Origin of the sequence: Collinsella tanakaei (assembly GCF_030373545.1) — a bacterium.
Classification (GTDB): Bacteria; Actinomycetota; Coriobacteriia; order Coriobacteriales; family Coriobacteriaceae; genus Collinsella; species Collinsella tanakaei_C.
The window spans coordinates 213,262-238,827 of the sequence record NZ_JAUDCO010000002.1 but is presented as its reverse complement, the minus strand read 5'-3'; the positions used below and the strand labels follow the sequence as shown (position 1 = coordinate 238,827).

At 65.3% G+C, this 25,566-nt stretch carries 23 protein-coding genes and 1 tRNA gene; 1 reads left to right on the top strand and 23 read right to left on the bottom strand.

Annotated elements, in window-relative coordinates:
- Nucleotides 1–90: 90 nt before the first annotated feature.
- The 13 genes from QUW00_RS02500 to QUW00_RS02440 form a co-directional block, all read right to left on the bottom strand.
- The gene (locus QUW00_RS02500; RefSeq protein WP_289612818.1) at nucleotides 91–774 is read right to left on the bottom strand and encodes a helix-hairpin-helix domain-containing protein; all 684 of its coding nucleotides are present in this window, start codon (nucleotides 772–774) and stop codon (nucleotides 91–93) included.
- Between the two features lie 251 nt (nucleotides 775–1,025).
- Nucleotides 1,026–2,255 (bottom strand): tRNA uracil 4-sulfurtransferase ThiI, encoded by a 1,230-nt coding sequence (gene thiI, locus QUW00_RS02495; protein WP_289612817.1) that lies wholly within the window; start codon nucleotides 2,253–2,255, stop codon nucleotides 1,026–1,028.
- 8 nt (nucleotides 2,256–2,263) lie between these two features.
- Nucleotides 2,264–2,545 carry a DNA-directed RNA polymerase subunit omega gene (locus QUW00_RS02490; RefSeq protein WP_289612816.1) on the bottom strand — a complete coding sequence of 94 codons (282 nt, stop codon included), beginning with the start codon at nucleotides 2,543–2,545 and terminating at the stop codon, nucleotides 2,264–2,266.
- Nucleotides 2,546–2,551: 6 nt separating this feature from the next.
- Nucleotides 2,552–3,121, bottom strand: coding sequence for a guanylate kinase (gene gmk, locus QUW00_RS02485; protein WP_289612815.1), 570 nt, complete (start codon nucleotides 3,119–3,121; stop codon nucleotides 2,552–2,554).
- Nucleotides 3,122–3,430 carry an integration host factor, actinobacterial type gene (gene mihF, locus QUW00_RS02480; RefSeq protein WP_235421314.1) on the bottom strand — a complete coding sequence of 103 codons (309 nt, stop codon included), beginning with the start codon at nucleotides 3,428–3,430 and terminating at the stop codon, nucleotides 3,122–3,124. It abuts the gene before it with no gap.
- Between the two features lie 204 nt (nucleotides 3,431–3,634).
- Nucleotides 3,635–4,354, bottom strand: a complete 720-nt coding sequence (gene pyrF / locus QUW00_RS02475; protein ID WP_289612814.1) for an orotidine-5'-phosphate decarboxylase — start codon at nucleotides 4,352–4,354, stop codon at nucleotides 3,635–3,637.
- On the bottom strand, nucleotides 4,348–5,256 hold the full coding sequence (locus QUW00_RS02470; RefSeq protein WP_289612887.1) for a dihydroorotate dehydrogenase: 909 nt from the start codon (nucleotides 5,254–5,256) through the stop codon (nucleotides 4,348–4,350). The genes pyrF and QUW00_RS02470 overlap by 7 nt, the downstream gene beginning before the upstream one ends.
- 11 nt (nucleotides 5,257–5,267) lie before the next feature.
- On the bottom strand, nucleotides 5,268–6,062 hold the full coding sequence (locus QUW00_RS02465) for a dihydroorotate dehydrogenase electron transfer subunit (RefSeq protein WP_289612813.1): 795 nt from the start codon (nucleotides 6,060–6,062) through the stop codon (nucleotides 5,268–5,270).
- Nucleotides 6,063–6,234: 172 nt separating this feature from the next.
- Nucleotides 6,235–7,524, bottom strand: a complete 1,290-nt coding sequence (locus QUW00_RS02460) for a dihydroorotase (protein WP_289612812.1) — start codon at nucleotides 7,522–7,524, stop codon at nucleotides 6,235–6,237.
- Nucleotides 7,508–8,452 (bottom strand): aspartate carbamoyltransferase catalytic subunit, encoded by a 945-nt coding sequence (locus tag QUW00_RS02455; protein WP_289612811.1) that lies wholly within the window; start codon nucleotides 8,450–8,452, stop codon nucleotides 7,508–7,510. The genes QUW00_RS02460 and QUW00_RS02455 overlap by 17 nt, the downstream gene beginning before the upstream one ends.
- Before the next feature lie 5 nt (nucleotides 8,453–8,457).
- Entirely contained in the window at nucleotides 8,458–9,039 is a 582-nt protein-coding gene (gene pyrR, locus QUW00_RS02450) for a bifunctional pyr operon transcriptional regulator/uracil phosphoribosyltransferase PyrR (protein WP_289612810.1), read from the bottom strand.
- A gap of 300 nt (nucleotides 9,040–9,339) precedes the next feature.
- A complete protein-coding gene (locus tag QUW00_RS02445; RefSeq protein ID WP_289612809.1) occupies nucleotides 9,340–10,428 on the bottom strand; it encodes a KamA family radical SAM protein in 1,089 nt (362 codons plus the stop codon).
- 247 nt (nucleotides 10,429–10,675) lie between these two features.
- Nucleotides 10,676–11,773 (bottom strand): KamA family radical SAM protein, encoded by a 1,098-nt coding sequence (locus QUW00_RS02440; RefSeq protein ID WP_289612808.1) that lies wholly within the window; start codon nucleotides 11,771–11,773, stop codon nucleotides 10,676–10,678.
- A 314-nt stretch (nucleotides 11,774–12,087) separates the two neighbouring features.
- Between QUW00_RS02440 and QUW00_RS02435 the strand changes: the two genes are divergently transcribed.
- Nucleotides 12,088–12,162, top strand: a tRNA-Asn gene (locus tag QUW00_RS02435).
- Between the two features lie 134 nt (nucleotides 12,163–12,296).
- Here QUW00_RS02435 and rpoD read toward each other — a convergent pair.
- The 10 genes from rpoD to QUW00_RS02385 all read right to left on the bottom strand — a co-directional run bounded on the left by rpoD (nucleotide 12,297) and on the right by QUW00_RS02385 (nucleotide 25,322).
- Nucleotides 12,297–13,622 (bottom strand): RNA polymerase sigma factor RpoD, encoded by a 1,326-nt coding sequence (rpoD, locus tag QUW00_RS02430; protein ID WP_289612807.1) that lies wholly within the window; start codon nucleotides 13,620–13,622, stop codon nucleotides 12,297–12,299.
- A 124-nt stretch (nucleotides 13,623–13,746) separates the two neighbouring features.
- Nucleotides 13,747–15,702 (bottom strand): DNA primase, encoded by a 1,956-nt coding sequence (dnaG, locus tag QUW00_RS02425; protein WP_289612806.1) that lies wholly within the window; start codon nucleotides 15,700–15,702, stop codon nucleotides 13,747–13,749.
- Nucleotides 15,689–16,705: a bifunctional riboflavin kinase/FMN adenylyltransferase gene (gene ribF, locus QUW00_RS02420; RefSeq protein ID WP_289612805.1), complete on the bottom strand. Its 1,017-nt coding sequence runs from the start codon at nucleotides 16,703–16,705 to the stop codon at nucleotides 15,689–15,691. The genes dnaG and ribF overlap by 14 nt, the downstream gene beginning before the upstream one ends.
- On the bottom strand, nucleotides 16,702–17,643 hold the full coding sequence (gene truB / locus QUW00_RS02415; RefSeq protein WP_289612804.1) for a tRNA pseudouridine(55) synthase TruB: 942 nt from the start codon (nucleotides 17,641–17,643) through the stop codon (nucleotides 16,702–16,704). The genes ribF and truB overlap by 4 nt, the downstream gene beginning before the upstream one ends.
- 13 nt (nucleotides 17,644–17,656) lie before the next feature.
- Nucleotides 17,657–18,700: a DHH family phosphoesterase gene (locus tag QUW00_RS02410; RefSeq protein ID WP_289612803.1), complete on the bottom strand. Its 1,044-nt coding sequence runs from the start codon at nucleotides 18,698–18,700 to the stop codon at nucleotides 17,657–17,659.
- A 6-nt stretch (nucleotides 18,701–18,706) separates the two neighbouring features.
- Nucleotides 18,707–19,105, bottom strand: a complete 399-nt coding sequence (rbfA, locus tag QUW00_RS02405; protein ID WP_289612802.1) for a 30S ribosome-binding factor RbfA — start codon at nucleotides 19,103–19,105, stop codon at nucleotides 18,707–18,709.
- Between the two features lie 12 nt (nucleotides 19,106–19,117).
- Nucleotides 19,118–21,787, bottom strand: coding sequence for a translation initiation factor IF-2 (gene infB / locus QUW00_RS02400; RefSeq protein ID WP_289612801.1), 2,670 nt, complete (start codon nucleotides 21,785–21,787; stop codon nucleotides 19,118–19,120).
- 88 nt (nucleotides 21,788–21,875) lie between these two features.
- Nucleotides 21,876–23,129: a transcription termination factor NusA gene (gene nusA, locus QUW00_RS02395; protein ID WP_289612800.1), complete on the bottom strand. Its 1,254-nt coding sequence runs from the start codon at nucleotides 23,127–23,129 to the stop codon at nucleotides 21,876–21,878.
- On the bottom strand, nucleotides 23,129–23,623 hold the full coding sequence (rimP, locus tag QUW00_RS02390) for a ribosome maturation factor RimP (RefSeq protein WP_289612799.1): 495 nt from the start codon (nucleotides 23,621–23,623) through the stop codon (nucleotides 23,129–23,131). Before rimP ends, nusA begins: the two co-directional genes overlap by 1 nt.
- Before the next feature lie 274 nt (nucleotides 23,624–23,897).
- Complete coding sequence (locus QUW00_RS02385) at nucleotides 23,898–25,322, bottom strand: sodium:solute symporter family protein (RefSeq protein WP_289612798.1); 1,425 nt, start codon at nucleotides 25,320–25,322, stop codon at nucleotides 23,898–23,900.
- Between the last annotated feature and the right edge of the window lie 244 nt (nucleotides 25,323–25,566).

Genomic DNA, 25,566 nt, shown 5'->3' with positions numbered 1-25,566 from the left:
TCGGTTAAAGCCCCGGACGACACCCACGACGCAAGCGCTGCCGCCAACGACGGAGTCAGATAGGGCCGCGGCGGCAATGCATCGGACGCATCACGCGCAGATGAGCGTCGCAAGCTTCTCAAACTTCTTCTCGCCGATTCCCGAGACGCGCATCAGGTCCTCCGCACTTGCAAAGCGACCGTTTGCCGCGCGGTCATCCACGATCGCCTGTGCCGTCGCCGGGCCGATTCCGGGCAGGGCGTCGAGTTCATCGACGTCCGCGAGGTTGATATTGACAAGCGCTGGCTCCTGCGAGCTCGACGGCTCGCCCGACCCTCCCTCAGGCTCCTGCGACGCAGTCGGCACATACACCTTCTCGCCGTCCTCGAGAACGGCGGCACGATTGAGCGCCGAAAGGTCGGCATCGTCGGCAAGGCCTCCCGCCGCCTCGATCGCCTCGTATACGCGCGATCCTTTAGGAAGCGTGGCCACCGTCGGATTCCTCACCGCACCCGAAACGTCAACCACCACGGATGACGCCTGATCGCCGGCCACCTCCGCAGAGCTCCCGCCCGCCCCGGCCTCCCCGTGCGATGCCGTCTCGACCTGCGGATCCGTGCGCTCGATGACAAGTCGCTCAGATCCACGAGCATCCACGATGCCCGCTGCGCATACGGCGCACAGCGCGATCGCCGCCGCCGCGGCGATAAGCACCTTTCTTCGCATGTCGTGACGATGAAGCACCCCGACGAGGCGCTGCCAGGCCGATGTATCCCCCTCGTGCACCTGCGCCATCGCCCATCACCTCCCGCATCCATCATCGCATGCGCGATGGGAGGGCAATCGGGGTTTCCAAATTGCTGGCGCGCCGTCCGACAGGGTCCCGACAGCTGGAATACCACCTGCTCAGCGATACCGGAAATCGCCAGAACGCAACAAGGAGCCCCGCCGCGACCGAAACCATGCAGGATGGACGGAAGCGACGGGGCTCACAGTTCCCCTTGGAGTGCGATATGTGCGCCCGAAGGCGACCAGGCCCCAAGTATCTAGGCGCGCGGAGCCAAGACGTCGTGACGCTCCGCGATAACGCGCGGCGCCCGGTAGCAGGGGCAGTCGAAATCGATGTACTCGGCCTGAGCGACCAGCTCGTCGATCATGGCGTCATGATCGAACATATCCCACGCCTCGTGCACGGCGTCGAGCTTGGCGTGCGTCTCGGGACGGCGCGGCATAAACAGCGTGCAGCAGTCGGGAGCATCCTGCGTCGAGATGTCATAGGTCCCGATCTGCTTGGCACGGGCGATGATCTCCTGCTTATCGGAGCCGATCAGGGGCCTAAAGACAGGCAGGCTCACGACCTCGTTCACCGCCATGATGTTCTCGAGCGTCTGGGATGCGACCTGTCCGAGCGACTCACCGGTCACGATCGCCTTGGCGCCCTCGATCGCACCGAGCCGCTCGGTGACGGCGTACATGATGCGTCGGTACATGATGACGCGAAGCGAGCTGGGGCACGCAAGCGAGATCTCGCGCTGGCAGTCGCCAAAGGGAACGACATAGACCCTGCCGACCTGAACCGCCGGCGACAGCGCGCGCACGATGTCCTGGACCAGGTACTCGCTCGTGTCAGATGTCTGAGGACGTCCGGAGAAGTGCACCGGTACCGGCACGGCGCCGCGACGCGCCAGCATCCATGTCGCCACCGGGGAATCGATGCCCGAGGACAGAAGCGTCATGACCTTGCCGGCACTCCCCTGCGGAAGGCCGCCCACGCCGCGCTCTCCGCGGGCGTAGACGTACGCGCTTCCCTGGACCACGAGGACATGCACGGTCGCATCCGGATCGTGCATCTGCACCTTCTTGTCCGGATACGCTTCGCACAGCACCTCGCCGACCTGTCGATTGAGGTCGAGGGAGGTGAGCTCGTAATCCGTATTGGAACGACGCGCGGCGACCTTGAACGAGGTGAACTCCCCCACCTCAGCCAAGGCCTGCACGGCGGCGGCGCAGTACTCGTGCGGATCGCGATTCGTGTGGAACGCGAGCGAGACGCGTGCGACGCCCGGAACGCGCGCGATGAGGCGATAGGCCTCCTCGGCCTGGCCGGCAACTGAGAACGTCACCAGGATGTGACCCGAGATGCGCACGATGGTCGCCACGGAAAAGGCGGCTAACGCCGCCTTGAGGTTATCCATGAGGATGCGCTCGAAATGAGCCCTGTTTTTGCCTTTGAGCCCGATCTCGTGGTAATGGACCAGGCAGACACGGCTACCCATCTGAGCGATCACGCCTCCGCGACGCGGTGCTGCAGCGCCGCCTCGTAGCGATCGTGATCGTAGGAGATGTCGCCGTCGAGGATCTCGTTCATCGCCATGGAGATGGTGTCGGCTCCGGACAGCGCGATGGTGATGTCATCGACATCCTGAACAGCCAGAACGCGGCTGTGCTGGCCGCGCAGCATGCTGTTGATGTCGCACGCGCGCTTGGAAGCCAAAGAAGCGAGGAGGAAACGGTTGTTATCGGTCTTCTCCAGCAGGTCGTCGATTCGGGGTTTGATAACGGACACGTGACCTCAGTTCCTTTCGTGCTTCTGGATGACGCGCAGCAGCTCATCGGTGGCCGAATCGAGGTCATCGTTCACGATGACCTCGTCATAGCGGTCGGCGAGAACCATCTCGCGCTCGGCGTTGGCCATGCGCGTGGCGACGGACTCAGCCGTCTCGGTCCCGCGACCGACGAGTCGCTGCTGCAGAACGGAAAGCGAGGGCGGTTTGATGAAGATCAGGACCGCATCGGGAAAGCGCTCCTTTACCTGGAACGCACCCTGCACATCGATCTCCAAGATGAGAGACGATCCGGCATCGAGCTTGGAGGTGACTTCGCTCACAAGCGTGCCATAGGAGTGGCCGTGCACATGCGCCCACTCGACGAACTCACCTTCCGCCACACGACGGGAGAACTCCTCGTCGGACAGGAAGTAATAGCTCGTACCGTCGATCTCGCCCTCACGCGGCTCCCTCGTGGTAGCGGAAACCGTCAGGCCGAGATGAGGATGACGCTCGCGCACACGTGCGACGAGCGTCCCCTTTCCCGCGCCTGACGGTCCGGAAATCACAAAGAGCTTTGGTACGATACCGCTCACTTAACGGGAAAGCTGCTCGAGGAGCTGCTCACGCTGACGGACGCCGAGGCCCTGGACGCGACGCGTGGCGGAAATGCCCAGCTCGTCCATGATCTTGGCAGCCTTGGCCTTGCCATAACCCGGGAGCGACTCGATGAGGGTGGAAACCTTCATGCGGGAAGCGATCGGGTCGTCAGAGTTGAGAACGGACTCAAGAGAGACCTCGCCCTTCTTGATCTTCTCGCGAAGCTCGGCACGGGCGTGACGGGCGGCAGCGGCCTTCTCGAGAGCGGCCTTGCGCTGCTCATCGGTGAGCTGAGGAAGCGCCATGAGTACCTCCAAATACGTTGGTTTACATACAAACTGAACCTTTGACCTCGCAGAATATGCGAGAAGCGCTTTTGCGCGCCTGAATACCTTAGTCGATGTCCCTGGAAAGTTCAAGCAAAACCGCAGGAAGACCGGACAAACGGTCATCCGCTCCATAGAACGTCCGCGATACGGACGCCCTACGGAGCGCGAAAAACCACCTCGCTACGCGTCGCGCACGAGCTCGGCGACGATGGCATCACACGCTGCGACCGGGTCATCTGCGCCGGTAATAGGCCTACCGACGACGATATGGCTCGCGCCGTGAGCCAGCGCCTCGGCCGGCGTGGCCACGCGGCTCTGGTCGCCCAGCGCCGCGCCGGCAGGACGGACGCCGGGGGTCACCACGAGGGCATCCTCACCTAAAAGTTCACGCATGCGGGCCGCCTCGTGCGGCGAGCAGACAACACCGTCGATACCGTTTTCACGCGCAAGGCGCGCAAGACGGTCGGCCTCGTCGGCAACGGGCAGCTCGACGCCGATGTCGGAAAGCGCCTGCTGGTCCATGCTCGTCAACACGGTGACGGCGATCACGCGAGCGCGCTCGCCGCCCTCAGCCGCCTCCTCGACGCCTTCGCGCGCCGCCGCCATCATGGCACCGGCTCCCAGACCATGGATGGTGATGAGATCGGCACCCGTCAGGGCGGCGGCACGGGCGGCACCGTGAACCTGATGGGGAATATCGTGGAGCTTCAGGTCCAAGAAGACCTTGAAACCGCGCTCACGCAGCTCGCGCACGATCGTGGGGCCCTCGGCATAAAACAGCGTCATGCCGACTTTCAGCCACGCCGCATGGCCTGAAAGCGCATCAGCAAGCTCGAGCGCGCGGGCTCGGTCGCAATCGAGCGCGACGATCACGCGCTCGCGGGCATCGGCCTCTAGCATATGACGGCTCCCCTCAGCTCGTTGATATCGGATACGCCCTGAGACGCCGCCCAGTCCTCGAGCTCATGCAGGATGCGCACGGATGCGGTGGGGTCGACGAAATTGGCCATGCCCACCGACACGCACGTCGCGCCGGCGAGAATGAACTCGGCGGCGTCCTCGCCCGTCATCACGCCGCCCACACCGTTGACGGGGATCTTCACGGCGTTGGCGACCTCCCAGACCATGCGCACGGCGATGTGGTGGCACAGCGGGCCCGACATGCCGCCCGTGGGCTTGGACAGACGGGAGCGGCGCGTATGAACGTCGATCGCCATACCGGAGATGGAGTTGATGACCGACAGGCCGTCGGCGCCCTCGGCCTCGAGGGCGCGGGCGATCTCGGCGACGCGCACCGGGGCCATCTTGACGATGAGGGGCTTATTCGTGACCTTGCGGCAGGCCCGCATGACCTCGGCGGCGCCGTCAGGCGTCGAGCCGCAGGCCGCGCCGCCGGCAGCGATGTTGGGGCAGCTCACGTTGATCTCGAAGCCAGCGGCCCACGGGCACAGCTCGCAGAACAGCTCGAGGGCGCGGACGTACTCCTCGGTGGAATGGCCCGCCACCTGGCAGATGACCTGCGTGCCCTTCTCGGTCAGCTCGGCGAGGTACGGACCCGACTCCTCGGCGAACGCCGGGACGCCGGGGTTCTGGAGGCCGACGGAGTTCATCATGCCGCCGGGGATCTCGCACATGCGCGGCGCGGGGTTGCCGGGCCACGGCTCGGCAGCGCAGCCCTTCGTGGTGATCGCGCCGAGCTCGCTCACGTCGATGAACGGCTCGAACTGCCAGCCCTGTCCGAAGGTGCCCGCAGCCGTGTTGATAGGATTCTTCATCTTGATGCCGCCGAAGTCGACGGCCATGCTCACCTGGCTCACCAGACCACCACCTTGCTCGCATCGAACACCGGGCCGCACATGCAGGCGCCCTTCATGCCCTCGGTCGTCTCGACATTGCAGGTGCTGCACGCACCGAAGCCACAGCTCATCATGCGCTCGAGAGAAGCCTCGCAATAGACCTCGGCCTCCCCAGCCGCCTGGGCGACTTTCTGCATCATGACGCCCGGGCCGCAGGTCGCGACGTAGTCGTAGGACGTCTGGCCCAGCGCATCGGCGGCGAGGTCGGTCACAAAGCCGTGGTGGCCCTGCGTGCCGTCATCGGTCGCCACGGCGACGGAAGCGGCGCCGAGCGCCTCGAAGCTCGATACGCCCGCGCAGGTGGACGCCGTCTTGGCACCGATGCAGACGTCGAAGGCGATGCCGTCGTGTGCAAGCTGCTCAGCCAGCGGCACGAGCGGGGGCACGCCGATGCCGCCGCCCACGAGCAGGACTCGAGAGCAATCGGCGGGAACGGACCACCCGTGGCCACCGGGGCCGAGCACCGTGGAGGTGTCACCGGGACGCATGCGCGAAAGGCGCTCGGTTCCCTCTCCCACCACCGCGTACCACACCTCGACCGTACCGGCCTCGGCATCCGCGCGGGCATAGGACAACGGGATGCGCAGAAGCGACTGCGCATTTCCGGGAACCTCGAAATTCATGAACTGACCGGGCTTGATGGCAGCAGCGAGCGCAGGCGCCTCGATGACGAGCGAGAAGATGCCGTCGGCGATCTTGTCGTTCGAGACGATCCTGAACTCGTGCAGCCGCGCTGAAGATGGCTGGGGCATACGCGTCTCCTCTCGATAGTGCGACGGAGGCGTCGCGTCGATGCGCTGTGCCGCGTCGGCGGCACGATGCGGCGACACGCCTCCCTTATGACGCCCAAGCGGGCACCGCCGGATTCCCAGCCGTGCCCGCTTTGGATTATCTCACGTATATGGCGTGCAAGCGCTCGAAACGCTAGCAGACGACGCCGTCACGCATCGTCGCCACACCGCCGACGAACACGTCGGTGGCGCGACCGGTGAGCTCGGCTCCCTTGAAGCCGGAGTTCTTGGCGGCGGACTCGAAGTCGTCCTCGCACACGGTCCACGTCGCATCCGCGTCGAACACGGTGATGTCGGCAAGCGAGCCGGCGGCGATGCTCACCTGGTCCACGCCGAGGATACGGCGCGGGGCGATGGACATCAGCTCGACCAGGCGCGCGTAGTCGATCTTGCCGGTCTTCACGAGATTGGTGATCACGAGCGCGAGCGAGGTCTCGAGACCGATCATGCCGAAGGGCGCAAGCTCGAACTCGCGGGACTTCTCCCAGTCCGCGTGCGGCGCGTGGTCGGTCACGATGGCGTCGACCGTACCGTCGACCACCGCGGCGATGACGGCGGCGGCATCATCGGCGGTGCGCAGCGGCGGGTTGACCTTGAGGCTGGTGTCGTAGGTCCCCGTGATGGCGTCCTCCGTGAGGAACATGTGATGCGGCGTCGCCTCGCAGGTGACCGGCAGGCCCTCGGCCTTGGCGGCGCGCACGAGCTCGATGCCGTGAGCGGTGGAGATGTGCTGGATATGCAGCTTAGCGCCCGTCAGCTTGGCGATGGCGATATCGCGGGCGATCTGGATCTCCTCGCCCTCGGCGGGCCAGCCCAGAAGACCCAGGCGCGTGGAGGCGACGCCCTCGTTGACCTGACCGTCGCCGACCAGATCCTCGTCCTGGCAGTGGCTCATGAAGACCTTGCCGAACATCTTGCCGTAATCCATGGCGCGGCGGAGCATGCCGGCACCCTGGACGCCGCGGCCGTCATCGGTGAAGGCGACGCACCCATGGGCGACCATGTCGCCCATCTCGGAAATGATCTCGCCCTTGAGACCCTTGGTCATAGCGCCGGACGGATACACGCGGCAGTGACCCTTGGCGGCGGCGACCGACTTGACGTACTCGATCGTCACGCCGTTGTCCGTCACCGGGTCGGTGTTGGGCATCGAGCACACGCCGGTGAAACCGCCGTGAGCCGCGGCGCGGGTGCCGCTCTCGATGTCCTCTTTGTGCTCGTAGCCGGGCTCACGAAGATGCACGTGCATATCGACGAGACCGGGAACGAGGTACTTGCCGGTAAGGTCGATGACCTCGGCACCGTCGCAGCTGAGGCCCTCGCCGACCTCGGCGATTCGGTCGCCGTCGACAAGGACGTCGAGAATGCCGTCAAGCTCGACGGACGGATCGACGACGTGGGCGTTCTTAAGAAGCAAGGCCATTATCGGCACCTCCAAGCAGCAGATACAGGGCGGCCATGCGCACGCAGATGCCGGCGTAGACCTGGTCGAGGATGACCGAGCGCTCGGGGTGGTCGGCCATGTAGGAATCGAACTCCACGCCACGGTTGATGGGACCGGGGTGGCAGATGATCGCGTCCGGCTTCATGAGGCGCTCACGCTTCTTGGTCAGGCCGAACAGCTGGTGGTACTCGCGCAGGCTCGGGAAGGGAGCGCCCTCCAGACGCTCGCGCTGGATGCGCAGCATGTAGACGACATCGAGCTCGGGCAGGACGTCGTCGAGGCAGTAGCTCACGTGATCGGCACCGAGCACCTCGGGCGCCGCGGGGATGAGCGTGCCGGGGGCGACGATGGTGACCTCGGCGCCCATAATCTTGAGCGCGGGGATGAGCGAGCCGCACACGCGCGAGTGGGCGATGTCGCCCACGATGCCGACCTTCAGGCCGTCGAAGCTACCCTTACGCTCCCAGATGGAGTACAGGTCCAGCAGGGCCTGGGTGGGATGGCCGTGCTTGCCGTCGCCGGCGTCGATGACCGACACGGGCGAGGACTGGGTGATGATGTAGGGAGCGCCGGCATGCTTGTCGCGCACGACGATCATGTCGATCTTATAGGAGTTGAGCGTCATGACCGTGTCGATGAGGCTCTCGCCCTTGACCGTGGAAGTCGACGAACCGCCGAAGTTGAGCGTATCGGCGGACAGGCGCTTCTCGGCGAGCTCGAACGAGGAGCGGGTACGGGTGGACGGCTCGTTGAACATGTTGACGATCGTCTTGCCCTTGAGCGTGGGAACTTTCTTGATGGCACGCTCGTTCACCTGCGAGAACGCCTTGGCGGTCTCGAGGATCGTCATAAGATCGGTATCGGAGTACTCCGTGATATCGATCAGGTGCTTATGGTTGAAAGCCATGACCGCTACTCACCTCCCAGCGGCGCCGAGCCCACATGGGCGCCGGGCGCGATGTCGAAGATCTCGACGGACGTGCGGCCGTCGACTTCCTTCAGATACAGACGGACGTTCTCCTCGTGGGAAGACGGCACGTTCTTGCCGACGAAATCGGGGCAGATGGGCAGCTCGCGATGGCCGCGGTCGACGAGGACCGCAAGCTCGATGCGGGCGGGACGGCCCAGATCCATGACGGCGTCGAGAGCGCAGCGGATCGTACGGCCGGTGTAGAGGATGTCATCGACCAGCACGATGCGCTTGCCATCGACATCGAAGGGGATGTCGGTGGCGTGAACCTCCGGGGAGAAGGTTTGGAAGTCATCGCGATAGAAGCTGATGTCCAGTCGACCCAGGGGAACGTCCACCCCCTCGATCTCCTTGATGCGGTCCACGAGCTCCTGGGCCAGCAGGTCGCCACGCGTCACGATGCCGACGATGGCGAGATTGTCGCAGCCCTCGTTGCGCTCGAGGATCTCGTGCGCGATTCGCGTCATCGCGCGCGAGACCGCAGCCTCGTCCATGATGACTGCCTTGGGTGAAGACGTGCTCATCAATCTCCTTCCCTTGTTGCCGTGCGCCCCGTCCAAGCCGGCGCGCAATAAAAATAGATGCCCCTACCGCGCGCGGCGAGACATCCACAGGAAAGAGCTGAAGGTCAGCGATATGTTGTTCCTTGCGGTATCTCGTACGCGCTTAAAGGTCGATAACAGTATACACAGCGCCGCTCCCGGCGTGCTCATGAATGAGATAATCCTCGAACTGCATATTCCGAGCACGTCGGCCGCCGGCATGCTCCGACGGCGCCGCACCTGTGCGCGCGGCGCCGTCTGCATTACAAACTACTAGAGAACCTACAGGTCAAGCCAGGTCTGCGTCTCGGTGAGCTCCTGGGCGAAGATGCGGCTCTGGTTGGCCTCGTCGGTCGCCTCGTGGTACTTGAACACCGCGCGCCCGTCGTCGGCAAAGCCGATCATCTGAATCTTGCCGGTCGTATGCCCCATGATGAACCGGAAGCTCTTCGCCATGCCGCTCATCGTGGACTTCGCCTCGTCGACCATGCGGATGGCGTCGGCGAGCGGAACCTGGAAGCCGTCTTCGAGCACGGCGCACGGACGGCACTGATAGAGGTAGTACGGCTCGACACCGATGGAAACCAGGCCGTTCATGAGCGCGGCAAGGGTCTTCGCGTCGTCGTTCACGCCGCGCAGCAGCACCGCCTCGTTGCGCACCGTGCACCCCGCCTCGCGCAGCAGGCGAATGGCGGCGGCGGCCTCATCGGTCAGCTCGCGCGGGTGGTCGAACTGCGTCACGATGACGATCGCCTTGGCCTTAGCGTAGCGCGCAAGCATGGAGAGCAGCTCGGGATCGTTGATGATGCGCTGCGGGAACGTAGCGGGCGTGCTCGTGGTGAACCGGATGTACCCGATAGTCGGCAAAAACGCGAAGGACTTGAGGTACTGGCCCAAAAGCTCGTTGGAGTTCAAAAACGCATCGCCGCCGCCGATCGAGATGTTGTCGATCTCGGGACGGTCTGAGATGTACTCGGCGAGCTTGGGGATGCGCAGCGTCACCTCATCCGGGTCAAGCTTGGAGAAATCCCGACGATAGCAGTTGCGGCTGTAGGCGAGCGTCTGGTTGTTGGACACGATCAGCACCGACTGCAGGTACTTGTGCTGGCCGCCCTGGATCTCGGAATCCGCGCCGCGCGCGTCCTTCTTCTCGGGCGGAAGCGCCGACACCTTCGGGATGCACATGCGCCGGATGGGGTCATCCGCATCGAGTCGGTTCATGAGGCGCAGGTAGTACGGGGTTACCAGGATCGGATAGTGCTCCTCGAAGGGAGCGAGCGCCTCGACCTCCTCGTCGGACAGACCGAGCGGCTCCTTCAGGTCCGCCACGCTCCGATAGCTCTCTTCCAACAGCTGTTGCCAACGCTTCATCGCGACCTCGCTTCAACGTGCCCGCGGACACGGAGCCGGACCTCCTTCGCGCGGGCGAAAGCATTGCGAACGGCGAGCACGCAGGTGTCGAGGAGCCAATCGGGTGGAGTTGCCGCCCGGCACCTGGGGTGTGCGACGCCTTCCGGTATTCTCATATTGATACCAGTTTTTTTCGACCTCCCCACCCACCTGCCGATATGCGGTTGGTTTTACTTCGTCACTGGAGCGCGCGGCACACGGCGTGCCGTCAATCGAGCCAGCACTGATCGGGCGCCACGTCGCGAACGAACAGGCGCGCGTTGTCAGCCGGGTCCTTCGCCTGATGGTACTTGAAGGCAAGTTTGCCCTCCCCCGCCGGACCCAAGATCTCTATCTTGCCGGTCGGATGGCTCATCGCGTAGCGGAATGCCTTGGCGATGCCGCTCATGCTCGCCTTCGCCTCGTCGACGATGGCGACGCCGCGCGCAAGCGGCACCTGGAACTGGTTCTTGACGCCCTCGACCGGGCGGCACTGGAACACGTAGTAGGGCATGACGCCGATGTACACCAGCGTGTTCAGGAGCGAGGAAAGCACGTCGGGATCGTCATTCACGCCACGCAGCAGGACGGTCTGGTTGCGAACGACGCACCCGGCGCGCTGCAGCTCGCGCACCGCCTGGCGCGACTGATCGGTGATCTCGCGCGGATGGTTGAAATGGGTGACGACGACGATCTGTTTGCGCTCGCCGTAGCGTGCGAGCAGATCGGTGAGCTCGCCATCGTCTTCGAAGATGCGCTGCGGGAACGTGACCGGGGTCCTCGTGCCGAAGCGTATGAAGCGAATATGCGGGATGGAGGTAAAGGTCTCGAGGTACTCCTCGATCACCTCGTTGCTGTTGAGGAAGGCGTCCCCGCCCGAGATGAGCACGTTGTCGATCTCGGGATGCGCCGACACGTACGCGGCCATCTCGGGAAGATGGGCGGCGACCTCGGCAGACGACAGGCCGACCAGGCGCTTGCGGAAGCAGTGACGGCAGTACATCGCGCACTGGTTCGTCGACAGGATCATGACCGTCTGCCGGTACTTGTGCTGCATGCCCTGCACCACGGTGTTGTCGTGCTCGCCGCTCGTGTCGGGGCTGCCGCCCAGCGAGAACTCCATGGCATCGGGAACGCACATCTTGCGGATGGGGTCGTGACGGTCTTCGGGGTCAATCAAATCGAGGTAATAGGCGGGAATGCACACCGGGTAGGAACGCTCTATGGCCTGAAGCGCCTCGACCTCATCATCGCTCAGGTGCAAGCGATCCTTCAGGTCCGCGACGTCCCGTACGCATCCATCCAACAGCTCCTGCCAGTGCTTCACGCCTACCCCTCCTGTCGTGCTTGTCGGCTGATCGTCCTGGACGACGATCGCATGGACCAACCGCCATGCGACTGCCAGCGCCAAAGCGGCCGAATACGACCAGGCGGCCAGAGCGAGCATTGCTATGTATATTCCACGGGAGCGACGTCGCGATACGCAGGTTTACATAAACCCACAACCCAACTCAATCGCCAGCCGATATCCTTCCGCAAAACGCGCAGACTCACCGGAGCGAAGATTTTTTCAATTTACCCCTTGCGGGCTTCGTCGAATTGCGTATACTAATCTTCGTTGCGCAAGAGCAACCGAGACATTCCTCGATAGCTCAATGGTAGAGCCCGCGGCTGTTAACCGCGTTGTTGTAGGTTCGAGTCCTACTCGAGGAGCCAGAACTTCCACCCCGCCTCCAGCGGGGTTTTTTCTTATGTATCGAAGATGCACCGCGAAAAAGCCGCCTTCGGACCTCACGTCATAGCGACGGGTCCGAAGGCGGCTTGCACATTGAGCGGTAAAGCCGAACGGCTTAGCCCTCGATGTAGTCCTTGAGCTTGCTCGAGCGGCTCGGATGGCGAAGCTTGGCGAGGGTCTTGGACTCGATCTGGCGAATGCGCTCACGCGTGACGCCAAACTCGCGTCCGACCTCCTCGAGCGTGCGCGGATGGCCGTCGACCAGACCGAAGCGAAGCTCGATGACCTTGCGCTCGCGATCGGCGAGCGAATCGAGAACCTGAGCGAGCTGCTCCTGCAGCATCGAGAAGCTCGCGGCATCGGGCGGAACCTCCGCCTGGGAATCCTCGATGAAGTCGCCGAGCTGGGAGTCCTCCTCCTCGCCGATCGGCGTCTCGAGCGACACGGGCTCCTGCGAGATCTTCTGGATTTCGCGCACGCGGTCGGCGCTCATGTCCATCTCGGCACCGATCTCCTCGGGAGTCGGGTCGCGGCCAAGGTCCTGAAGCAGCTGGCGCTGGACGCGGACGAGCTTGTTGATGGTCTCCACCATGTGGACCGGGATGCGGATCGTGCGGGCCTGGTCGGCAATCGCGCGCGTGATCGCCTGGCGGATCCACCAGGTGGCGTACGTGGAGAACTTGAAGCCCTTCTCGTAGTCGAACTTCTCGACGGCGCGGATGAGGCCCAGGTTGCCCTCCTGGATGAGGTCGAGGAACAGCATGCCGCGGCCGACATAGCGCTTGGCGATGGAGACGACGAGGCGCAGGTTGGCGGAGATGAGCGCCTGCTTGGCCTCGAGGCCCACCTGCTCGACACGGGACAGGCGGCGCTTCTCGGCGCGCGTGAGCTCGAGCTCGCCCGCTTCGGCGGCCTCCAGCTTGTTGCCGGCGTCGAGGCCCGCCTCGATCTTCATCGCGAGATCCACCTCGTCGGCGGCGGTCAGCAGGTCGACCTTGCCGATCTCCTTCAGGTACATGCGCACCGGGTCACCGGTGAGCATGACGGTCGAGGCGTCGATCCCGCGCGCGCGGGAACGAGAACGGGACGTGCGGACACGGGACTTCTTGCGCGTCTTGGCAGCCGCCATCTCGGCGTCGGCGTTCTTCGCGACCTTGATATCGTGATCCTCGACGCTCTCATCATCCAAATCGTCGTCGAGCACGTCGTCGGAGGCGTCGACACCCAGGGAGTCATCGTCCTCCGCAGCGGAGACGATATCCACGCCGCGCTCGCGCAGGCTGCGGTAGACGGCGTTCAGCTGCGCATCCGATACGTCTACGTCCTTGAGGGCGACCTGGATGTCGTCCTCGGTGACGGTTCCGGTGCTCGAGCCCTGGTCCAAGAGCTTATCGATATAGGAATCAAGTTCGGTACCCATGCTATCGGTCTTCTTAGGCACAGATTCTCCCTTCTTGACACACAGGACACATTACTTTAGCACACACTTCTATACCCGCATATCTCAAATTGCATTCCTGTCAAGCTTTTTCCCACAGACGGCGCAATTCGACGGGACCGAGGACCTATCCCTCCTCGAGCGTGCGGAACGGGTCGGCGACCCCCTCCACCGCGCGCGCGAGCTCGCGGGCGCGCGCAGCATCGCGCGTGGCTTGGATGGTCATCTCGCGTCGCTCGGCGGCGTCGAGGGTGCGGTCCGTCCGAAGCTTCGCCTGGGTCGCGCGCATCCGGCGGCGCAGGGTGTACAGCTCGAGCGTATCGAGCAGGAACCCGATGTTGGTCTCGGTCGGGTGCTTACTCGTCGCATCGATCGTGCCGGCGCTCACCAGCTGCGGCGCCTCAGGACACACCGCCCGCACGGCGCCCATGACATCGGCGATATCGGAGCCCTCCGGCGTCGCGAGCACCGCCCACGCGATGGCCTCATGCCGTGGATCGACCCAGTCGATCGAGCAGATGCGCTCGGCGAAGGGCCGAAAGCTATCCGGATAGGACGTGAGCAGGCACAAGAGCTCCCGCTCACAGGAAAGGGAGCGGCGCTCGAGATCGGTCAGCTGCACGGGGGCGGCAGCGGGCACCTCGTGCTCGACAGGCGCGTCGAGCGGAACGTAGTCGTAGGGCTCCTCGTCAAACGGCTCAGCTGCGGGCACCTCGGGCGCTGCGGGCGCCGCCGCGCGCGCATCGGCCTGCGCCTGCTCGCGCCTGCGCTCGCGCTCCCGCGTCTGCTCCTGCTTTCGGGCGACATCGCGAAAGACGCGCTGCGCCGCCGAACGGACCATCTCGACGTCCACGCCGAGCCGATCGGCGATCTGCATGTAGTACGAATCGATCATGTAGCTCGAGCGCAAGGGGAAAATCAACTCGCAGGCATCCTCGAGGGCGCGAGCGCGGCCGCTGGGCGTCGATACGTCGCTGCGCTCCCCGAGCTTGCCGAACACGAAGTCGAGCAGGGGCTCGGCATCCGCAAGGAGCTCTTTGAGCCGGTCTCCCCCGCGCTCATGGATGAAGTCGTTGGGGTCGAGGTCGTCGGGCAGGATCACGCACCGCAGGTCGACCGAACCGGTCTCGACGAACTGGATCGCGCGCTCGGCGGCCTTCTGGCCGGCGGCATCGCCGTCAAACAGGTACACGATGCGCTTCGCGAAGCGTGCGAGCGTTTTGACATGGTGCTCGGTCAAGGCCGTGCCGAGCGTCGCGACGACGTTTTTGATGCCGGCCTCCCAGCAGGCGATCGCGTCGGTGTACCCCTCGACGACCACCGCCTCGTTCGCGGCGACGATGTGCTCTTTGGCCCAGTTGAACCCGTAGAGGTTGCGCTTCTTGTGAAAGACGCTCGTCTCGGCGGTGTTGAGGTATTTGGGTTGCCCGTCGCCCATGATGCGCCCGCCGAAGGCGATGCAGCGGCCCTGCTCGTCGAAGATGGGGAACATGACGCGCTCGTAGAAGCGGTCGGACAGGCCGCCGCGCTCGCGACGCACTGCGACGTTGGCGTCGACCATCTCACGCGGCGTGAAGCCGGCAGCCGAGAGATGGGCGACAAGCGAGCCGCGACCCGGCGCATAGCCGAGACGATAGCGCTGGCAGACCTGGGCGTTCAGACCGCGCTCGGCGCAATACGCCCGGCCTCTCCCGTCTTTACCGCGCATGAGCATCGTGTGGTAGAAGTCGCACGCGCTTTCGCAGACGTCGATGATGCGCGAGCGCTTCGTGCCCCGGCGGGCAGCAGGGGCGTCATCGGCAATCTCGATACCGGCACGGTCGGCTAGATAGCGAATGGATTCGGGAAACGACAGGTTCTCCCGCTTCATGACGTAGGTGAAGGCGTCGCCGCCCTCGCCGCAGCCGAAGCAGTGCCACACCTGCGTGGAAGGAATCACATGAAACGACGGGGTCTTCTCGCCGTGAAACGGGCAGCAGCCCCAGAACTCCTGGCCGCGGGGCCGAAGCTCCACAGTCTCCTGGACGAGCTGAACCAAATCGGTCGCCGCGCGGACGCGGTCCTTGTCCTCATCGGAGATCACCTATATCAACTCCCCTCTCGCCAAACTCATCGCGAATGGTCGCTATGTTCGCGAGCACGGTGGAAATGAGCTCGTCGGTGCTCGCAAAGACGCGCGACGGCCGCAGGAAACGGTCGAACGCGAGCGAGATGGCGTGCCCGCGCACGTCGCCGCGAAATCCGATCAGGTTCGCCTCGAGATGCGCGGAGCCCGGCTCAGCGGCATACGTGGGCGGAAGGCCGGCGTTGACCGCAGCGGGCCACACGACGCCATCGATGAGCGCAAGGCCGGCGTACACCCCGTCTTTGGGAACCAGCACGCCCGCGGGCACCTCGATGTTCGCCGTCGGGAAGCCCATCTGGGTTCCCTGGCCGCGGCCGGAGGCGATACAGCCTCGCACCGCGTAGCGCCTGCCCAAAGCACGCGCGGCGTCCCGGACGTCACCCGCCTCGAGCATGCTCCTGATGCGCGAGGCGCTCACCGGGGCACCGTCGATGTCGACCAGGTCGTAGCCGTAGACATCGATACCGCGAGCCGCGCCCCACGCACGCATGACGTCGACCGTGGCGGCGCCGCCCCGACCGAGCCTGAAATCGCTGCCGACATGCACCGCCCGCACGCTCACCCAGGAAGCGAGCACATCCTCGAAGAATCCGACGTGGTCGAGGGCGGCGAGCTCGCGCGTGAACGGGATGACGAGCACGGCGTCGACGCCACTCGACGCAAGGGCGCTCAGGCGGTCGGCCGCATCCATCAGCTTGGGAGCGGGGCCCGGGCCCACGACGCAGTCGGGGTCGGGATCGAACGTCACCACCACGGCGGCAACGCCCCGCCGCCGCGCATCGGCGACCATGCGTCGGACGAGTTCCTGGTGCCCGATATGGAAGCCGTCGAAGGCCCCGATGGCGACCGCGGCCTCGCGCACGTCGAGCCCGTCGGGTAAACAGGCGTCAGCGCGGACGATGGGCGCGGTAGCCACAAAAAGGCAGAAATCGCGTCGGAGCTCCTCGATCGACGGCATCATGAGCGCACCCCGCCTATCCCCTGCGGAAACACATCGGTCATGGCAAGCCGATGACCCTCGAGTCGAGCGAGGGCGCGAAGCTGGCCGCCGCACGTGAGCGCTACAGAACCGTCGGCCTCGACCGGCTCCCCGGCGGTCTGCACAAGGTCGGCGGACAGGGCGCGGCCGCACAGGATGTCGCCAAGATAGCGTTCGGGGACCTCGATGGTAGGAAGGCCGAGCACGCCGATGGGGTCGAGCATGTCGTCGGGAACAAGCGACGGCGAGAGCGCATCGAGCGCCACGCAACCGGAAAGCGTCACGGTTCCCGAAGCCGTTCGACGCAGCGATGCGATATGCGCCGCGCTGCCGGACGCACGACCGATGTCGCGCGCGAGAGCGCGGATATAGGTGCCCTTGCTCACCGTGAACGCAACGGTCCAGACAGGCGCCCCGTCGATATCCGACACGGCGATGAGATCGGCGGCGAAAACATGGACGGGCCGTGCGGGGAGCTCGACCTCCTCACCGGCGCGGGCACGGCGATACGAGCGGACGCCGTCGACGGAGATCGCGCTGAACGCAGGCGGGACCTGCATCTGGTCACCGAGCATCGACGTCAAAAGCTCCGAGGCGGACGCCGTGTCGCGCACCGCGTCGCCGACGGGAGCGGTGCGCACGACCTCGCCCTCCGCATCGTCGGTGTTGGTCTCGGCACCGAACGCGATGTCGGCGATATAGCTTTTGGTGTCCTGGGTGATTCGGCCGAGCAGGCGCGTCGCCTGGCCGATGCCGACCACCATGACGCCGGATGCGAGCGGATCGAGCGTTCCCGCGTGCCCGACCCGGCGCTCCCCCACCGCGCGACGCACGCGGGCGACGACGTCGTGGGACGTGCAACCGACGGGCTTATCCACCGCGATCAGGCAGTTGAGTTGCGAAGGTTTACGACGGGCCATACGCCTCCCGTTATCACAGTTCGATATGCAGATCGTCGGAGCTCTCGCCTACCAGCTCGCAGAGCATGGGCAAGGCGTCGGCAAGGGTTTCGACGATGCTCCCCTCGTAGGTAAACCCGGCGGCCGCCGCGTGCCCGCCGCCGCCAAAGTGCGCCGCCACGCCCGAGACATCAAGGTCGCATTTGGAGCGCAGGTTGCCGCGGACGCGGTGGCAGCACTCGGTCTCCTTGACGAACAGGCAGACCTCGACCCCCACAACGGACCGGACGACATCGACCAGGCCATCGCACTCGTCGGATGTCACGCCGTGCTCGATGAGATCGGAGGCGTACGCGTAGCTGTAGGCGACGCGACCGCCGGCGACGGTGCGAATGCGGCCCATAACGAGCGATTCGAGCTTGAGGTACCCGAGTCGCTGGCTCTGGTAGACCTCGAGCGCGATGCGCGCGGGCTCCGCGCCCGCGTCGACGAGGCGCGCCGCGCAGGCAAACGCCGCGGCGTCGGCATTCTGGTACTGGAAGCGCCCGGTGTCGGTCACCAGTCCGCACAGAAGGCAGGTCGCGACCGGTCCGTCGAGCGGAATCTCCGCCCAGCGCAGGAACTCCTCGATGAGCACGGCGGTCGCCGCGGCGGACACGCGCCTGACGGACACCGATGCGAACTCCTCGCGCGCGGGGTGATGGTCAAAGCAGACGACCGTGCGCGCACGGTCGAGCACGGCGGCGGCATCGGCCAGACGCTCACGCACCGGGCAATCGACCGAGATGAACAGATCGGGGTCGACATCGCACGAAGCGGCCGGTACGAACAGGTCCGCACCCTTCATAAAGCGATAGATCCGGGGGACGGGGCCGTTGTCTGCAAGCAGGAAATAGAACCGCTTATCGGCGAAACGCTCCTTGAGCGCCAGCCCCAGCCCGAGAACCGACCCGAGCGCGTCGCCGTCGGGCGACGTGTGGCCCGAGATGGCGATGGAGCGCGCACCCTCGATGAGCTCGAGGATGCGCGCGTAGTCACGCTGCAGCTCGGGGGCGATTGACCCACAGCAGCTACTCATACCTACCTATGCCTCCTGGTCGGACTCCTGGATGGGATAGCCCTCCTCGTCCTTGGGCACCGCCATGGTCTCCGGGACGTTCTCGAGGGCTCGCGCGATGGTCTCGGCGGCGTCCGTCGAGCGATCGATCCTGAAATCGAGCTCGGGCACCTGCCTCCAATCGAGCGAACGCGCAAGCAGGCTCCTGATCCTTCCCCGTGCGCTTTCGAGCGCCTCGAGAACCTCACCGTAGCGGTCCGCCTCGCACGAGACGAACACGCGGGCGTAGGCGCGGTCGACGCTGACCTCGACACCGGTCAGGGTGACGAGGTCAAGCCTCGGATCGGACACCTCGAACAAAAGGATATAGCCGAGCTTCTCGCGCAGCTGCTCGCCAAGGCGGCGCGTCGCAGCGGTCTGCTTCATGCGGCCACCCCCCTACTCGGTACGGGCGACCTCGACGACCTTGTACGCCTCGAGGATGTCGCCCACCTTGATGTCCTGGAACTTCTCGATGCCCAGACCGCACTCGTAGCCGGACTTGACGCTCTTGACATCGTCCTTGAAGCGACGCATCGAGGCGAACGTGCCGTCGAAGACGACAACGCCGTCGCGCACGACGCGCACGCGGTCGCTGCGCTCGATCTCGCCCTCGGTGACCATGCAGCCGGCGATGAGGCCGACCTTGGGCACGCGGAAGGTCTCGCGGACCTCGGCCTCGCCGGTGCGGACCTCCTCCTCAGTGGGCTTGAGCAGGCCGACGCGGGCGGCGTCGATGTCCTCGATGGCCTTGTAGATGATGGAGTACGTCTTGATCTGCACGTTCTCCTTCTCGGCGAGGTCGCGGGCCTTGCCCTGCGGACGCACGCCGAAGCCGATGATGATGGCGTTGGACGCGGCCGCGAGCACGACGTCGGTCTCGCTGATGGCGCCGACCGCGGAGTGGATGATGTTGATGCGCACCTCGGACTGGTCCATCTTGCCCAGCGCGTCGGCCAGCGCCTCGATGGAGCCCTGGACGTCGGCCTTGACGACGAGGTTGAGCTCGGCGAGCTCGTTTTCACTCATCTCGGAGAACAGCGTCTCGAGCGTGACGTGCTTCACCTTGTTCTGCTCCTCGATGCGCGCCTTGAGCGAGCGCTGCTCGGCGAGGTCGCGCGCGTCGCGCTCGTCCTCGAAGACGCGGAACTCGTCGCCGGCGGCGGGCACGGAGTTCAGGCCCAAGATCTCGACGGCGTCGCTGGGGCGCGCCTCCTTGACCGGGTTGCCGTGCTGGTCGAGCATGGCGCGCACGCGGCCGTAGGCAAGACCGGCGACCAGCGAGTCGCCGACGTGCAGGGTGCCGCGGTTCACGAGGACCGTCGCGACCGGGCCGCGGCCGCGGTCGAGCTTGGCCTCGATGATGTAGCCGGAGGCGAAGGTGTCGGGGTTTGCCTTGAGCTCGAGGACGTCGGCCTGCAGCAGGATGGTCTCGAGCAGGTCGTCGATACCGGTCTTCTGGCGCGCCGAGACGTTCACGAACATGTTCTGGCCGCCCCACTCCTCGGGGATGACGCCGTACTCGACGAGCTCCTGGCGGACGCGGTCGGGATTCGCATCGGGCTTGTCGCACTTGTTGACCGCGACGACGATGGGCACGCCGGCGGCCTTGGAGTGGTTAATCGCCTCGACGGTCTGCGGCATGACGCCGTCGTCGGCGGCGACCACGAGCACGACGACGTCGGTGATCTTGGCACCGCGGGCGCGCATGGCCGTGAAGGCCTCGTGGCCCGGGGTGTCGACGAAGGTGATCTGGCGGCCGTTGATCATGACCTGGGAAGCACCGATGTGCTGGGTGATGCCGCCGGCCTCGTGCGTGGCGACACCGGTGTGGCGGATGGCGTCGAGCAGGCTCGTCTTGCCGTGGTCGACGTGGCCCATGACCGTGACCACCGGCGGACGCGGCTTCAGGTCGGCGGGGTCGTCGTAGAAGCTGAAGGAGTTCTCCTCCTCCGGCGTGATGATCTTGATCTGGCGGCCCAGGTCGTCGGCGACGAGCTCGACGAGATCGTCGGACATGGACTGCGTCATGGTCAGCGGCGTGCCGAGCAAAAACAGGCGCTTGATGATGTCGTTGGCCGACACGTCGAGCGCCTCGGCGAGCTCGGCGACGGTCACGCCCTGGGAGACGCGAACCGCATCGAGGTCCTCGGGGTTCACGCCCTGGGCGAGCGCCTCCTCGATCTTCTTCTCCTCGCGCAGCTGCGCGGCCTCGCGCTCGCGCTTCTCCTTGCGCTTGCGGCGACGGCCGGTCGACTCGCGGCTGGCCTCCTCGACGGCGGCGCGGGCCTCCTCGAGCACGCGCTCGCGGCTGTACTCCTCCGCCTCGCGCGCCATGCGGGAGTAATGGTCGCCATGCGACTCCTGCTGTCCGCGGCGCTTCTTGCCGCCGCGGGCGGCCTTGTCGGGGGACGGAACGTCCATGCCGGCGGGCACGACGGGCGCCGACGCGCCGCGGCGCGAACGGCTGGGGGCCTCGGCGGCCGCATGGCGATCGCCACGGCCGGACCTGCGGGCACCGCGATGGTCGTCGGCATCCGCCTTCTGCTTGGTCTCGGCCTCCTTCTTCTCCTTGAGGACGACCTCCTGAGCTGCAATCTGATCGAGCAGCGAGCGGAAGCGCGAACCGGAATCGGAGGCGGGCACCGCGCGGCGCTTGGCCTCGAGCTCGGCCTGGCGGGCGGCCTCGGCGGCACGCTCGCGCTCGATGCGCGCCGCCTCCTCGGCGGCGGCGCGGGCGGCCTCCTCGGCGGCGAGCGCAGCCTGGGACAGACGGCGCTCCTCCTCGCGGCGACGCTCGGCGGCGATGCGCTCCTTCTCGGCCTCGGCGGCGCGCTCGGCCTCCTCGCGCTCAGCGGCCTCCTTCTCGGCCTGCTTGGCGGCCTCGATCTCGGCGGCGCGGGCCTCGAGGACCGGAGCGAGCTTCCTCTTTACCATGGAGACGTACGCGTCCTCGAGCGTGGACGATGCCGACTTGGCGGGAATCTTCATCTCCGCCAGATGGTCGAGCAGCTCCTTGGACGACATACCGAATTCTTTGGCCAGGCTTGATACGCGGACTTTCGCCATATGCCATTCACCTACCTCTCGGGCGCACGGCGCCCTGCTTGCAATCTCACGTACGCGGATGATCGGTGCCTATCGGCACCCTCGCGCGCTAGATGAGATCCTCCGCATCCTCGAAGGCATCGCCCTCATCGAATCCGGACGCGTCGTGCACGCCGCAGAATCGAGAGCCGGGACGCGCCTGGTTGCGGCAGCGGATGCCGTTGTCGCCCACATAGGCGCAGCGCTCGGGCTCGTCATCGGAAAGCAGGTCCTCGGCCGGCTCGGGAGCGACCGGGACGTTGCGCAGGATGTCGGCGGCGAGCGTCTCGTTCTTGATGTCGATGTGCCAGCCGGTCAGACGGGCGGCGAGACGGGCGTTCTGGCCCTCCTTGCCGATCGCGAGCGACAGCTGGTCGTCGGGAACGATGACGCCGGCGTAGTTCTTCTCCTCGTCGATGAGCACGCGCGTGACCTTCGCGGGAGACAGGGCGTTCGCGACGTAGGCCGCGGGGTCCTCGTCCCACAGGATCACGTCGACCCGCTCGCCGCGAAGCTCGGAGACGACGGCGCGCACGCGGCTGCCCTTGGGGCCGACGCAAGCGCCGACCGGATCGAGGCGGTCGTCCAGCGAGTGGACCGCGACCTTGGAGCGCTGGCCGGGCTCGCGGGCGATGGACTTGATCTCGACGGTGCCCTCGTAGATCTCGGGCACCTCACCCTCGAACAGACGGCGGATAAGCGCAGGATGGGTGCGCGAGATCACGATGGGCGGACGGGAGTGCTCGCCGCGCACGGGGGGCAGCGTCGAGTTCGGGTCGCGCACGTCGATGATGACGGCCCTGATGCGCTGGTTGTGGAGGTAGCGCTCGCCGTGCGGGCGCTCGTTGCGCTCGTTCTCGTAGCGGCGCTGGTCGAAGTGGGGCAGCTCGGCCTCGACGCCCTCGCGGATCTTGACGATGGTGAAGTCGGGCGTGGACTGCAGCACGGTGCCGGTGATGACGTCGCCGATGCGGCTCGAGAACTCCTCGTAGATCTGCTCGCGGGCGGAGTTGCGCACGATGGCGTTGATCTCGGCCTTGGCGTGCTGCGCGGCGATGCGGGAGGTGTCCTTGGGCGTGACGTCGATCTCCTCGAACTCGGTGTAGTTGCCCTCCTCGTCCATGGAGTCGTCGATGGGCACGAGCTTGTAGACGTAGATCTTGCCCGTGGCGCGGTCGATCGTGACCTTCGCGCCCCAGTCCAGATGCAGGATCTCGGCATAGCTCTTCGCGAGCGACTGCTCGAGACGGTCGATAAGGTAGAGCTGGTCGATATGCTTCTCCTGGCACAGGGCCATGAGGGCTTCCATCATCTCCGATGCCATTACTGATCACCCTTTCCGCCCTTGAAGTCAAAGACCGGCTTCAAGGTGCACTTCTTCACATTGTCATAGGGAAACGTCACGGTCTGCTCGTCATCGAGCGCAAGGGTCACGCCCGCATTGTCGGACGCGGCGATACGGCCCGTAAACTTGCGACGGCCTTCGGTCGCCGTCGAGACGAGCTCCACCTCCTCGCCGGCAAATCGGGCGAAATCGCTCGGACGGCGCAGCGGACGCGCCATGCCGGGGCTCGACACCTCGAGGGTGTAGGAGCCGGAGATGGGATCGAGCTTCTCGATGGCGTCGCTCACCCAGGGATTCTGCGCCGTAACCTCGTCGAGCGAGATTCCCTCGCCGTCGACGCGATCGATGCGCACGCGCACGCACGGAGCCTTGGTCGCCCCGACGATCTCGACGTCGACGATATCGATGCCCCGCGGCTCGGCAAGGGCCTCGAGCGTGTCGATGATCTGCTGCTCAAGCGCGCTTTTGACCATGTAGCACCTCCCCATACAAGAAAGGAAGCGCGGGCGAACCCGCACTCCCTTACCGTTACAACTTCAATTGCCGGTCAATCATAGCATACGCTGGTCATAAGGGGAAAACCCACCCGCACGCCGCTGCGATGGCATAGGCTCCCTTCGCAAATTGCACACAATCGCGCGGAGAATACGCCCCCGTGCCACAACGTCGCGGGAGTTTTGCGCGCCTCACGCGAACGCCCCGCTCGCTCGGAAGCGAACGGGGCGCGGGGAGACGGCTGGGACAGCCCTACTCGTCGAGGTACGCCGACGGGGCCGCGGGGACGCCGCGCTTCCATTCGATGGCGTTCACGACGAAGAACACCACGACCGAGACGAAGCAGCCGAACACCACGGGCAGGATGCCGAACAGGAAGTCGCCGCCGGACAGCACCTGCCAGAAGATGAAGCCGATGGTACCGCCCACCAGCGAGAGGATGCCGGAGTTCCTCGTGGCGTTCTTGACCACGAGTCCCAGGCCGTAGGCCGCAAACGGGCCGGCGCAGCGGATGCCGAAAGCAAAGGTGTTCATGGTCACGATCGGGACACCGAACATCGAGATGCAGATGGCGATGATGGCGAACACGACGTTGCAGGCACGGGTGTAGAAGACCGTCTGCTTATCGTTGAGTTCGCGACCGCCGTACTTGAGGTACAGGTCCTTCATGAGGATCGTCGACATGCACAGCAGGTTGGAGTCGGCCGACGACATGGTCGCGCAGATGATGGCTGCGCAGACGATACCGGAGACGAAGCCCGGCGCATGGGCGGTCGTGACCTCGAGCATGGCGTTGGCGCCGGCGTTCGGCAGGTCGGGCATGGTCGCGGCGGCGCACAGACCCAGCAGCGTCGGGAAGAACGCCATGGCGGCCATGAGGACGGCGGACAGCCACGCCGCGCCCGTAGCGGTCTTCTCGTCCTTGGCGGACTCGAAGCGCGTGACCATCTCGGGACCAGCGAGGAACGTGCAGAAGTAGTTGAATATGTAGCCGATGATGGTCACGACGCCGATGGTCGTGAAGTCGAGCTGCGCAGGCGGCAGCGCGGCGGAGACGGCATCCCAGCCGCCGCATCCCTCGATGACGATGGGCGTGGCGATGGCAAGGCCGACGAGGATGACGCAGAACTGGATGAGGTCGGCAACCTGGTCGGCGACCATGCCGCCGAACGTGGTGTAGAAGATCACGACGAAGCCGGCCGCGACGAGCGCGACGTTGGTGGGGATGCCGAGCAGCGTGGAGACGACGCTGCCGGCAGCGGTGATCTGCGAGGAGGTCAGACAGAACAGCGACAGGACGGAGAGCACAGCGGTGATCGTGCTCGAAGTGTCACCGAAGCGACGACCGACGACCTCGGGAATGGTCACAGCCATGGTCTTGCGAATCTTCGGAGCGAAGTACGCGAGCGGGATCATGGCGATCGATGCCGCAAGCACGTACCACACCGCGCTGATGCCCCACTCGCCATAGGCGCGTTGCGCCAGACCGGTCGTGGAGCCACCGCCGATGTTGTTGGCGGACAGCGAGAAGGCAACGAAGAGCAGACCCATGCGTCGGCCGGCGACCATGTAGTCCTCGCTGTTCTTGATGTTGAGCTTGCCGACGATGAAGCCGATGGACAGCATCACGACAAGGTACACGCCCACGATGACCAGGGCCTGCGTTTGAAGATGCATATGATCCCCTCTTCCCTCTTCGATCGGAATACCGCAGGTGCGATAATAATTTCTTGCACGCTATGAGAGTTTATTATTGTAGTCATTCCCAACAGTCATGGTTTGGGCAAACGGTACGTGCTGGCGGGCGGACGGATGCGCTCCGCGCGCCGACTGACCTCCATCACGAACCAGCGCAAACGGTATAGAAAAAGGCACCCCGCGACGAACGCGAGGTGCCCTGTCTGTCGGTGGGGATGGGAAA

What these genes read in the sequence shown, in the direction of transcription:
- QUW00_RS02410 (WP_289612803.1), bottom strand. Translation starts at nt 18,700, where the DNA reads ATGAGTAGCTGCTGTGGGTCAATCGCCCCCGAGCTGCAGCGTGACTAC.
- QUW00_RS02465 (WP_289612813.1), bottom strand. Translation starts at nt 6,062, where the DNA reads ATGCCCCAGCCATCTTCAGCGCGGCTGCACGAGTTCAGGATCGTCTCG.
- infB (WP_289612801.1), bottom strand. Translation starts at nt 21,787, where the DNA reads ATGGCGAAAGTCCGCGTATCAAGCCTGGCCAAAGAATTCGGTATGTCG.
- QUW00_RS02460 (WP_289612812.1), bottom strand. Translation starts at nt 7,524, where the DNA reads ATGGCCTTGCTTCTTAAGAACGCCCACGTCGTCGATCCGTCCGTCGAG.
- rimP (WP_289612799.1), bottom strand. Translation starts at nt 23,623, where the DNA reads ATGGTCAAAAGCGCGCTTGAGCAGCAGATCATCGACACGCTCGAGGCC.
- rbfA (WP_289612802.1), bottom strand. Translation starts at nt 19,105, where the DNA reads ATGAAGCAGACCGCTGCGACGCGCCGCCTTGGCGAGCAGCTGCGCGAG.
- QUW00_RS02500 (WP_289612818.1), bottom strand. Translation starts at nt 774, where the DNA reads ATGGCGCAGGTGCACGAGGGGGATACATCGGCCTGGCAGCGCCTCGTC.
- mihF (WP_235421314.1), bottom strand. Translation starts at nt 3,430, where the DNA reads ATGGCGCTTCCTCAGCTCACCGATGAGCAGCGCAAGGCCGCTCTCGAG.
- QUW00_RS02385 (WP_289612798.1), bottom strand. Translation starts at nt 25,322, where the DNA reads ATGCATCTTCAAACGCAGGCCCTGGTCATCGTGGGCGTGTACCTTGTC.
- QUW00_RS02470 (WP_289612887.1), bottom strand. Translation starts at nt 5,256, where the DNA reads ATGGCCGTCGACTTCGGCGGCATCAAGATGAAGAATCCTATCAACACG.
- thiI (WP_289612817.1), bottom strand. Translation starts at nt 2,255, where the DNA reads ATGGGTAGCCGTGTCTGCCTGGTCCATTACCACGAGATCGGGCTCAAA.
- pyrF (WP_289612814.1), bottom strand. Translation starts at nt 4,354, where the DNA reads ATGCTAGAGGCCGATGCCCGCGAGCGCGTGATCGTCGCGCTCGATTGC.
- QUW00_RS02455 (WP_289612811.1), bottom strand. Translation starts at nt 8,452, where the DNA reads ATGGCTTTCAACCATAAGCACCTGATCGATATCACGGAGTACTCCGAT.
- ribF (WP_289612805.1), bottom strand. Translation starts at nt 16,705, where the DNA reads ATGATGCCGTCGATCGAGGAGCTCCGACGCGATTTCTGCCTTTTTGTG.
- QUW00_RS02445 (WP_289612809.1), bottom strand. Translation starts at nt 10,428, where the DNA reads ATGAAGCGTTGGCAACAGCTGTTGGAAGAGAGCTATCGGAGCGTGGCG.
- nusA (WP_289612800.1), bottom strand. Translation starts at nt 23,129, where the DNA reads ATGGCATCGGAGATGATGGAAGCCCTCATGGCCCTGTGCCAGGAGAAG.
- truB (WP_289612804.1), bottom strand. Translation starts at nt 17,643, where the DNA reads ATGGCCCGTCGTAAACCTTCGCAACTCAACTGCCTGATCGCGGTGGAT.
- pyrR (WP_289612810.1), bottom strand. Translation starts at nt 9,039, where the DNA reads ATGAGCACGTCTTCACCCAAGGCAGTCATCATGGACGAGGCTGCGGTC.